1 protein-coding gene and 1 pseudogene are annotated in these 12,236 nt (G+C 62.3%); both read left to right on the plus strand.

Annotated features, from left to right (window positions below):
• Positions 1 to 263: 263 nt before the first annotated feature.
• Positions 264 to 392: pseudogene (locus ACFQ95_RS17285) on the plus strand (ESPR domain-containing protein); the annotation flags it as partial.
• A 33-nt stretch (positions 393 to 425) separates the two neighbouring features.
• Complete coding sequence (locus ACFQ95_RS17290; RefSeq protein WP_422833011.1) at positions 426 to 11,996, plus strand: autotransporter-associated beta strand repeat-containing protein; 11,571 nt, start codon at positions 426 to 428, stop codon at positions 11,994 to 11,996.
• Positions 11,997 to 12,236: the final 240 nt, after the last annotated feature.

Raw genomic sequence — 12,236 nt, forward strand, 5'->3', positions numbered from 1 at the left:
TTTGCGGCGTTAACCCAGCCGACTGGCCTTATGTCGATTCCGCTCTGCTCGCCACTCAAAAAGTTCGGCAGCGATCATTAATCAGCGCATCCCTAAGTAAACTGTTAATTCTGAGCTGACGCTGCTCGGATCTAAGAATTAGATCGTTTTAACGACGTGGTGGTCGATGGGATTAGGTACCGCCACAGCATGCTGCCGGAACTCTCACGCAGCGTTACTCGCTCTTTGCGGCCATTGGAGCCGGGGGGCCTATAGGGTTGGGAATGAATAGGTCTTATCGGATTGTCTGGAGCGTGGCGCTGCAAGCTTGGGTGGTGGTCTCTGAGCTTGCGAAATCCGGCGGTAAAAAAGCGCGCCGGAAGCTTGGCCGGGGCGCAGCTTTGCTGGCAATGCTGGCTTTGTTCGGGCCAGCGCAGGCCGGTACGGTGACTTGGTCTCCCACCGGGCAGAACTCGGGCGGCGCGGGCAATTGGGACCTCACTTCCAGCGCTTGGTACAACGGCACGGTGCTGCTGTCGTGGAACAACCTGCTGGGCGACAGCGCCCAGTTTGGCGGCGTTGCGGGAGCGTTGGCGCTGGTCAGCCCCATCACCGTTCAGAATTTGCTGTTCACGGTGAATGGCTACACCCTCAATGGCGGCACGTTGACTGGCGCTTCGTCCACCATGGGGTTCAATGCCGGCGGTGGTATGAGCGCCACGGTCAACTCGCTCATCGCCAATGCCAACTCTGGTGTTACCCGTGTCGACATCAACGGGGCTGGCACCGTGGTGCTGGGTGGCACGAACACGTACACGGGTGGCACCACAGTCACCAACAACGGCACGCTGCGAGTATCAAACGACAGCAATCTTGGGGGCGCTGCCGGTGCGCTGACGCTTGGGGACACCACCACCGGAGGCACGCTGGCGGTCACCGCTGGCCCCTTCACAACAACGCGCGCGGTGACGCTCGGCCTGGGGGGCGGCACGGTCTCGACGGGCGCGGGCGTCACTGCCAGTATGGGCGGTGTGATGGGTGGCGGCGGCGCCTTCACCGTTGGCGGCACCGGCACGGTGGTGCTGAACGGCGCCAATACCTATAGCGGTGCAACGACCATCTCGTCGGGTACTCTGCAGATCGGCAGCGGCGGAACCACGGGGGCGCTGGGCACCGCTGCTTCGCTCACCAACAATGGCACACTGGCCTTCAACCGCAGCAACAGCTACACCTATGCGGGCGCGATTTCAGGCACTGGCTCTTTGCAGCAGAACGGTGCCGGTACGACTATTTTGAGCGGTGCCAATACCTACAGCGGCGGCACCACGATTAACGCTGGCACGCTGCAGATCGGCGCCGGCGCGGCGACGGGTTCAATCGTCGGCAATGTGGTCAACAACGGGCTGCTGAGCTTTAGTCGCAACAATGGCTATACCTATGCGGGCGTGGTGTCAGGCACCGGCGTTCTGCAGCAAAACGGCAGCGGCACCACCACACTCAGTGGCGCTAACACGTATACCGGTGAAACCGTTATTCGCGCCGGCTTGTTGCAGGTGGCGAACGATGGCAATTTGGGCGCGGCTTCAAGTCAGTTGCACTTCGCTGGCAACAGTAATTTCAACGCGAGTTCTGCGTTCAGCTCGGCACGCAATGTCGTGGTCGACAGCGGTGTTAACGCCTATGCGGGGAGTTCTAGTGCAGCGGCGCCGTTGACGCTGAATGGCGTTGTCTCTGGCGCAGGCTCGTTTGGCGTGTACCAAGGGCAGGTGGTGCTAACCGGGGCCAACACTTACACCGGCAACACCCGAATCTTGGGCGGCGCGCTCGGGGTATCGAGCGACGCCAATCTGGGCGCGGCGGCTAGCAATGTCAGCTTTGTTGGCGCTGGCAGCCTGCGCGCGCTCTCGAGTTTTGGCACTTCACGCAACGTGGTGCTAAGCACCGCGGGCACCGTCGAATCCTTCAACGGCTCGACCTTGACTCTGGGCGGCATCATTTCGGGCGGGTCGGCCCTTACGGTGAACAGCGCAGGGGCGCCCGGGGGCACGGTGGTGTTGAATGGCACCAATACCTATACGGGTGGTACGCTTTTAAGAGGCGGTGTGCGGGCGGAGGTTTCGCGCGACGCCAATTTAGGGGCGGCTGCGGGTGCGCTCGACATCGCCGCAGGCACGCTCGCCACCACCGCCAGTTTCACCAGCGCCAGGTCGATGGTGCTGAATGCGGGTGGCGCCACCATCGACGTGGCACCCACCAGCACGCTGATCGCCAGCGGCGTTATCAGCGGCAGCGGCTCTGCATTGCAAAAGTCCAACACCGGCACGCTGATATTGACGGGGGCGAACACCTATAGCGCTGGCACCACGGTCAACGCTGGCACCTTGCAGGTTGGCAACGGCGGAACTACAGGCTCGATGGGGACCGGCAACGTCACCAACAACAGTGCGCTGGTCTTCAACCGCAGCAATGCTTTTGCCTACGGCGGCGCGATCTCCGGCACCGGTTCTTTGACCCTCGGTGGCGCCGGTGCCACCACGCTGAGCGGCAACAACAGCTACACGGGGGCGACGCAGGTGACGGCGGGCTCGCTCTACGTTAATGGCAACCAAACCTCTGCTACCGGGTTGACCACCGTGGCCTCAGGCGCAACGCTGGGCGGCTCGGGCACCATTGGCGGCAGTGTCACGGTGGCCAATGGTGCCACGCTGGCACCCGGCACCATTGGTGCGGGCGGCACGCTGAACATTCGCGGTGCGCTGTCGCTGTCGAGTGGCTCGGTGTTGAACTACGACCTGGGCCAGCCCGACACTGTGGGCGGCCTATACAACGACCAAGTGGTGGTTGGCGGTGCCCTAACTTTGGATGGCACGCTGAATGTGTCTGCCACCTCGGGTGGCGCTTTTGGCGCGGGGGTGTACCGCCTGATGACCTACACGGGCGCGCTGACCAATAACGGGCTGGCGTTCGGCACAAGCCCCGCTGGCACCAGCTCAACGCTGCAGACCTCGGTTGCCGGTCAGGTCAATCTGCTGACCAGCCTCGCCAACGCCACCTTCTGGGATGGCCCCTCTAGCCCCAATAACAGCTTGATAGAGGGGGGCGCAGGCACCTGGAACAGCGGCACAGGTGCCAACAGCAACTGGAGCGACGCCGGGGGCATTGCCAATGCGCCTTACGCGGCTGGTTTTGCCGTGTTTCAGGCCACGCCTGGAACCGTCACGGTAGACAACACCGGCGGGCAGGTTGTGGCTGCGGGCATGCAGTTTGCAAGCGACGGCTATCGCATCACCGGCAGTCCTGTCAGCTTGGTCGAGACGACACCGGGCTCGGCCAATGCCACGCTCCGCGTAGGTGACGGTACCGGCGCAGGCAGTGGCTACACCGCCACCGTCGACGCGGCGCTGCAGGGCACGGTCGGCGTCACCAAGACCGATCTCGGCACGCTGGTGCTGACTGGCGCGAGCTCCTACAGCGGTGGCACGACGGTGTCCACTGGCACCTTGCAATTGGGAGCCGGCGGAACCTCGGGCTCGATTGCGGGGAACGTGACCGACAACGGCACACTCGTCTTTAACCGCAGCGACGCCGTCACTTTTGGTGGCGTGATTTCGGGTACCGGCGCAGTTCAGCAAATCGGCACGGGCACCACGCTACTGACAGGCAACAACACCTATAGCGGCGCCACCACCGTCTCGAACGGCATCTTGCAGGTGGGCAATGGCGGTACCACGGGCACAGGGGGCACCGGCACGTTGACGGTGAACACCCCAGGCACACTGGCCTTTAACCGCAGCAATTCCGTTACTTTTGGTGGTGTGATTTCAGGCACCGGCACGGTGGCACAAAACGGCAGTGGCACCACGGTGTTCACGGGCGACAACACTTATACCGGTGGTACCAGCATCAATGCCGGCACCCTTCAATTAGGCAGTGGCGGCACCACCGGTTCTATCGTTGGCAATGTCTCGAACAACGGCGCGCTGAGCTTCAACCGCAATGCAACGTACACCTATGGCGGGGTGGTTTCCGGCAGCGGCTCGGTAGAGCAGCGCCTTGGCACGCTGACACTGAGCGGCGCCAACACTTATGCCGGTGGCACGGCCTTCAACGGCGGCGTGCTGCAGGTTGCGGGTGATGGCAACTTGGGTGCCGCGTCGGGGAGCCTGTCGTTCAACACGGGTGGCCGATTACATGCGACATCAAGCTTCAGCACGAACAGAAGTTTGGCGCTGATTGGCAATGGCGCCTTGTCTACCGCTGCCGGAGCAACGTTGACCTTGGCTGGCAACATCTCCGGCACCGGCTCCTTGCTCCTCAACGCGGGGGGAACCGTAGCGCTGTTAGGCAACAACAGTTTCAGCGGCGGTTTGGATTTGGGCGGTGCCACGGTGGTCCAAGCTAACTCTGCGAGCAGCCTCGGTACCGGGACCATTTCAATCCATGACCTCGCCGTTCTGCAGACCATCGGCAGTTTTGTACTGCCGCAGAACATCAGTTGGGCTGGCGGCCCGAACGGCGGCAGCATTGATGTGCAGTCTGGCCAAACAGCCACGCTCACTGGCAATCAAACTGGCACGACGACATTCAGAAAAACCGGCGCCGGCACTTTGGTGGTTGCGGCCAATACCGCCTACACCGGTCCCTTGGCTGTGACGGGAGGCAGCGTACAAATCGGCGCGGGCGGCACTCTGGGAACTCTTGGCGGGAGTGCCGCCATCTCTGCGGGCACGGTGTTGGCCTTTAACCGCAGTGATGCGTCCACCTATGGGGGCGTGATTTCGGGCGCCGGTACCGTGCAGCAAAATGGTACCGGCACCACCTCGTTGACCGCTGCCAGTACCTACACCGGTGGCACCAGTGTCACTGCGGGCACGCTGCAGATTGGGAATGGCGGCGCGGCGGGGTCTATCGTTGGCAACGTCACCAACAACAGCCAGTTCGCCTTCAACCGAAGCGACGTTTATACCTATGGGGGGGTGGTCTCTGGCAGCGGCGCGCTGCAGCAGAACGGCAGCGGCACCACCGTGCTGACTGGCAACAGCACCTACACCGGCGGCACCACCATCAACGCCGGCACCTTGCAGCTTGGCAATGGCGGCACAGCCGGCACGATCCTGGGGGATACGGTCAACAACGGCACGTTGGCCTTCAACCACAGCGACAGCGAAACCTATGCAGGCCTGGTCTCCGGTACGGGGGCGTTGCTGCAGACCGGCGGCCCCAGCAGCGTCACGACGCTGACCCGCAACAACAGCTATACAGGCGCGACCACGGTCACATCGGGGGCGCTCTACGTCAATGGCAATCAGTCGGCCGCCATCGGCGCCACGACTGTTGCGGCCAGTGCTGTGTTGGGCGGTACTGGCACGATAGGTGGGAATGTGGCGCTAGCCAATGACGGCATTCTGGCGCCTGGCAGCGCAAATGGCACGGGCGGCACGTTGACCATCAACGGCAACCTTGGGCTCAATGCCACCTCGATTTTGCGCTACAGCTTTGGCGCGCTTGGCGGTGTGGCGCAGAACAGCCGAACAGACGTTTATGGCAATCTGGTCTTGGACGGTCTGATTGATGTCACCACCCCTGTGGGCGGAACTTTTGACCCTGGCATCTACCGAATTTTCAATTACAGCGGCACGCTAACAAACAACGGCCTGGCGCTCGGCACCGTGCCCGCAGCAACCACGCTTGCGCTGCAGACCGGTATCGCTGGGCAGATCAATCTGATCAACACCACGGGCCTGCTCACCGCAGTGTGGGACGGGGCCAGCGCAAGCCAATACAACAACGGTATTGCCGACGGCGGCGCCGGTATTTGGAGCCGTAACGGCACCAACACGGCTTGGGGTGATGCAAGCAGTTCGGTCAATTCGGTTTACGCGCCAACCTCTTTTGTGATCTTTCAGGGCACGGGCGCTGCGGTGACCGTGGACAAAAGCTTTGGGGATATTTCGACGTCTGGCTTGCAGTTCGCGGTCAACGGATATTCACTCAGCGGCGACGAAATCAATCTCGTCGAGACCGCCTCTGGAACAGGCAGTACGAACATTCGCGTGGGCGATGGCTCGCCAGCCTCGGCCGCCTACACCGCGAGCATTGGTTCTGTTTTGCAAGGCAGCACCAAGGTGACCAAAAACGGCTTGGGCACACTGGTGCTCACGGGTACCAATCTCTACAGCGGCGGAACGCAGATCGACGCTGGCACGGTAAGGATATCCAGCGACGCAAACCTGGGTGCGGCTGCCGGCGCGCTGGGGTTCGATGGCGGCGTTCTGGAAACCACAGCCTCAATGGTCACGGCGCGTGCCACCACGCTCAACACCAACGGTGCCACGGTGGATGTTGATGCTGGGCAGACGTTGACCATGAACGGTGCGATCAGCGGCGTGGGCAAATTAACCAAGACCGATACCGGCACGCTGGTGCTGAGCGGAGCCAACACCTACAGCGGAGGCACGTCGGTCAACGGCGGAAGAGTGAAGGTGTCCAGCGATTCCAATCTTGGTGCTGCCGCTGGTGCACTTAGCATTGACGGCGGCACGCTGGAAACCACCGCATCGATGAGCTCGGTGCGCGCGGTCACACTGAACACGGGTGGCGCAACCCTGGACGTTGCAAACGGCACCACGCTGGCATTGACCAACACGGTTGACGGCACTGGCGCGTTGACCAAGACCAGTGCCGGTACGCTGGTGTTGAGTGGTGCCAATAGCTACAGCGGGGGCACAGTCATCAACGGCGGCAAGCTCAGCATCGGCAGCGATGCCAATCTCGGCGCCGCCGCAGGGGCACTGAGTTTTGGCGGTGGGGCGTTGGAGGCCACGGCGTCTTTCACCTCGGCGCGTGCCATCACGCTGAACGCCAGCGGCGGCACGCTAGACGTAGACGTCGGCAGCACGCTGACGCTGACCAGCAGCATCGCTGGCACGGGCGCGTTGAACAAGACCGACGCGGGCACGCTGGTGTTGAGCAGCGCCAATACCTATAGCGGCGGCACCACCATCTCAGGTGGTGTGCTGAAGATCACCCATGTCGACGGCGTCGGCTCCGGCACGGTCAACATCGGCGCGACGGCGAGCCTGGAGCTGGCAACGGTTGCACCAGCTACTTTCGACAACCTGCTAGCGGGTACGGGCACCACCACGGTGAGTGGCGCGCAAACCAGCATCACCGGCGCCAATGCGGCATATGCCGGCCAGTGGAACCTCACGGGGAGCGGGAGGCTGGTGGTCACAAACACATCTACCAGCAGCAACCAGAACCTGGGGACGGGTGCGGTCAACATTGGCGCCACGGCCAGTGTCGATGCGCAGACGACGGGCGCCTTCACCTTTAATAATGCGTTGAGTGGCGCTGGCACGTTGAACGCTTCTAACGCCAACCAAGCCTTTTCTTTCGGCGCGGGCGCGGGCAACGCCTTCACCGGCACGCTCAATCTATCGAACAACAGCTTCGATCTGTCGGGGCCAGCGACCAGCGTGTTGACCAATGCCACGTTGGCGCTGGGCACGGGTAACGTGACCACGGTTGGCAATGGCCATCAGGTGATTGGTGGGCTGAGCCTTGATGGCGCCACGCTGGGTTTTAATGCCTCCGCACTCGACCAAACAGTGGCCATCAGCCACATCACCACTGGCACGTTAGACATCAGCCGTGCCGGGACGGTGCGCATCGATCTGCCGGTGTCGTATGTGATCAGCCCACCGAGCACGCCCAACACCAACAACCTGCTGATGCAGGATGAAGGCGACGCTGGCATGCAACTGATCGCGGCGGGCACGGTGGCGGGGTACGGCAGCAACCTGGCACTGACTGACCTCAGCGGCAATGTCATCACGGCGGCAACCCAGGTGGGCTTGATTCAGAACGGCAGTGTGGTGGCCCAGGGCCTCTACGACTACCGGCTGAGTGCCGGCGCTGCGGCCGACGGGCTTTACGTGCGCTATGGGCTCAACCAGTTGGCCTTGCTGGCGGGCCAGACCTTGACGTTGGCGCAGGATAACGGCGCGACAAATGCCTCGGCAGATATGTCCGCCAAGATCACGGGCTCCGGCAACCTGGCCATTGCTGCGGGCGCAGGTACGGTGTCTCTGTCGAATGCGGGTAATGACTACAGCGGCGAAACGAGCGTAGCCTCGGGCACCTTGCGTGTCGATGCCAACAATGCGCTAGGCCAGACCAGCAAGCTAAGCCTGGCCAACGCAACCGGTTTCGACTTGAACGGCAAGACCCAGTCCATTGGTGCGCTCAATGGCGCCGCAGGTTCAACTCTGGATCTGCACGGCGGCACGCTGACCCTGAGCAACGGCGGAACCTCGGCCGGCGCGTTAACCGGCGCAGGCCAATTAAACTTCACCGGCGGCGCGTTGGCAGTGCCTGGGTCTAACCCTGGCCTCACGGCCAGCACAGCCATCACCAGCGGCGCCACTGTGCGTTTGAACCGCGTGGACGGGCTGGGCAGCGGTGCGATCAGCCATAGCGGCGCGTTGGTGTTCGACGGCGCCACCGGTGTGATGGCCAACACCATCACCGGTGCGGGCACGGTTCAGCTGACGAACGCCGCAGATATCAGCTTCACGGGCAGCAATGCTTTGTCTAGTAGTTGGGACACGGCTGTGGGCACCCGCCTCAGCGTTGCCACCGCCGCTAACCTGGGCACCGGGGCGATCCACAACGCAGGTACGTTTAACGTCGACACCGCCTCGGACTGGACCCTTACCAATGCGCTCAGCGGCGCGGGTGCGATCAGCAAAAACGGTACAGGTACCTTGACTGTCACACAGGCCAACACCAGCGCTACGGGGGCGACCACGATCTCGGGCGGCCTGCTGCAGCTGACCGACATTGCAGGTGTAGGCAGCGGTGCAGTGCGCATCAACACCACACTTGGCAGCACTACAACCGGGCTGGCCCTGGTGCTGGGTTCGGCAAGCACCTTCAGCAATACGCTGACGGGCACGGGCACCACCACGGTTAGCGGCGCGCAAGTTGCGGTCACCGGCGCCAATGCGGCTTATACGGGTCAATGGCGCCTTGCAGGGCCGGGTGCGCTGGTGATGGCGAGCACGTCCACCAGCAGCAACCAGAACCTGGGGACAGGTGGGGTCGACATTGGCGCCACCGCCAGTGTCAATGTGCAGACCACGGGGGCTTTCAGCTTCAACAATGCCTTGAGTGGCGGCGGCACGTTGAATGCGGCCAACGCCAACCAAGCCTTCTCTTTCGGGGCAGGGGCGGGCAACGCCTTCACCGGCACGCTCAATCTATCGAACAACAGTTTCGATCTGTCGGGGCCAGCGACCAGCGTGTTGACGAATGCCACGCTGGCGCTGGGTGCGGGCAACGTGACCACGGTTGGCAATGGCCATCAGGTGATTGGTGGGCTGATCCTTGATGGCGCCACGCTGGGTTTTAATGCCTCTGCATTAGACCAGACGGTGGCGATCAGCCACATTACCGCTGGCGCGTTGGACGTGAGCCAGGCCAGCACGGTGCGCATTGATTTGCCTGTGTCGTATGTCATCAGCCCGCCAAGCACGCCGAACACCAACAACCTGCTCATGCAGGACGAAGGCGACGCTGGCATGCAACTGATACGCGCCAGTACGGTCAACGGCAGCGCCGGCAACATCATGCTGAGCGACCGCAACGGCAATGCGATCACGGCCTCGATGCAGACCGGGATCGCGCAGGGCGGCAATACCGTGGCCCTGGGCACCTACAACTACAGACTGACCTCGGGCATAGCATCGGATGGCCTGTACGTGAGTTATGGCCTCAACCGAATAGAGTTGCTGGTGGGCCAGACGTTGACGCTGGCACAGGACAGTGGCGCGACCAACGCCGCGGCGGACATGTCTGCCAGGATCACGGGCATCGGCAGCCTGGCCATTGCTGCGGGCGCGGGCACGGTCTCACTATCGAATACAAGCAACGACTACAGCGGAGAGACGCGTGTGGACTCGGGCACCTTGCGTGCCGAGGCTAATACCGCGCTAGGTCAGACCAGCAAGCTAAGCCTGGCCAATACAACCGGGTTCGACTTGAACGGCAAGAGCCAGTCGATTGGTGCGCTTAATGGCGCCGCAGGTTCAACTCTGGATCTGCACGGCGGCACGCTGACCGTGAGCAGTGGCGGAACCTCGGCCGGTACGTTAACCGGCGCAGGCCAACTGAACTTCACCGGCGGGTCGCTGGCAGTGCAAGGCGCCAATCCCGGCCTGACGGCCAGCACAAGCATCACCAACGGCGCCACTGTGAGTTTGAACCACGTAGAGGGTCTTGGCAGTCGTGCCATCCGCCTTAACGGCACGCTGCTGCTCGATGGCGCCACCGGCTTGATGGCCAATGCCATTGAAGGCACGGGCGAAGTCATCAAGCAGGGCAACGGTACGGTCACGATGACCGGGCGGACGGCCTGGACGGGCACCACCCAACTCGCGGGCGGTGTGTTGGTATTGGATGGCAGCGCCGGCGGAGGGCGCTTGGTCAGCAACATCGTGGGCACCAGTGGAACCAGTTTGAGTCTGCAAAACGGCGCGATGCTCACTGGCTGGATTGACCCGACCAATGTCAACATCGACGCGCGCAGCAACTGGAACATGACGGCCAGTTCGCTGGTCGACACGGTTGCGCTAGCGGGCACCATTCAGTTCGCCGCGCCGGCGTTGTTGCCCCTGAGCTTAGGACGCACGTTGACGGCCAGCAACTGGGTAGGTCAGGGCGGCACGGTGACACTTTTCTCGGTGCTGGGCAGCGACAACTCGCCCAGCGACAAGATCGTGATTGACGGCGGTCGCGCCTCGGGCAACACCGGGCTTGTGATCAAGCACGGCGGCGGGGTTGGCGCGCAGACGAACAAAGGGATCCGCTTGGTCGAAACACTTAACGGTGGGACGACCGATGCCGGGGCATTTAATCTTTCCGCCGCATCCGACGGTTATCGTGCGGGCACTGGCACCATTGCTGCGGGCGCCTACGACTACAGCCTCAAACGCGGCGGAAACGGTGGCGTGGCCAACGACTGGTATCTGGTATCAGCATGCGCAAGCTGTGCGCCAGAGGCGCCGACTGAAACGAACTACCGCCCAGAAGTTGGCGCGTATCTCAACAACCGGTTGTTTGCGCAGACGATGCAGATGCACACGCTGCACGAACGTCGGGGTGAGGCCTTGGGTACGCAAACGCAAAACACATCGAGCGATGTTATTGGATGGGCTCGGGTGGAGGGCAAGAGCAGCAGCCGGGACAGTGTTGTGTCTCTGAGCGACCGTACCTATTTATTCCACGCAGGCATAGACTTGGCGCGCCTTAAACGCGGCGACGGCAGCATCCGCTTGGGGGTTATGGGAGCGTATGGTCTGAGCGAGAACCACGCCGACAACGGAACACTGGGTTCGCGTGGCACGGTGCGCGGCTACAACCTTGGGCTGTATGGCACGTGGTACGGCAACCAGGACATTTCGACTGGCCCTTATGTGGACGCCTGGCTGATGGCCGGTGTGTTTAACAACGAGGTCAGCGGACAAGGGCTGACGACCGAGCGCTACAAATCACGCAACCTGGCGGCCTCGTTGGAGGTGGGGCATTCTGTGCCGCTTTTGTCAACCGGCAACACCCTGGTCTACCTGGAGCCGCAAGGCCAATTGATCTTGTCCAACTACCGGGCGGATACGCATACCGAGCGCACTGGCACGGTGGTCTCTACCAATGCGAACACCAGGGCAACCACGCGTGTAGGCTTGCGTTTGCATACCGTTGCCAAGAACGTCGAGGGCAAGAAATTACTGTGCTCGTTTGTTGAGCTGAACTGGTGGCTTGGCCCGAGTTCGCAATCGGTGAACTTCGACGCGGACACAGTGCGCGATACGCTGCCCCGTAGTCGCCTGGAAGCCAAGGTGGGGCTGGAGGGCCAGGTGAGCAGGGCTGTGAGCATGTGGGGCTCGGTCGGGTATGAGACCGGCGCCCGTCAATACAGCGCTGGCAAGGCTCAGGTCGGCGTGAAGTACAGCTGGTGAGGGCGGCATACGACTTATGAGGCATCCGCGTTATCGCGTCGGCATGCCGGCGACCACTGCACCCAACTGGCTGAAAAAAGAGTTCACAGTGGCTCAGCCGGACCCATGAAGGCTGGCTGGATTTGACCGTGGTGTTGGACCTGTACTCACGTTGCGTGGGGTGCAACTTCAAATGCGTTCTCAGCATTCAGGGCTTCGAGTGGACCAGGGCAGCGATGCAGTTGTTGGGCGCATAGGCGA

Source organism: Variovorax sp. HJSM1_2, from assembly GCF_049316285.1.
Taxonomy (GTDB): Bacteria; Pseudomonadota; Gammaproteobacteria; order Burkholderiales; family Burkholderiaceae_C; genus Rhodoferax_B.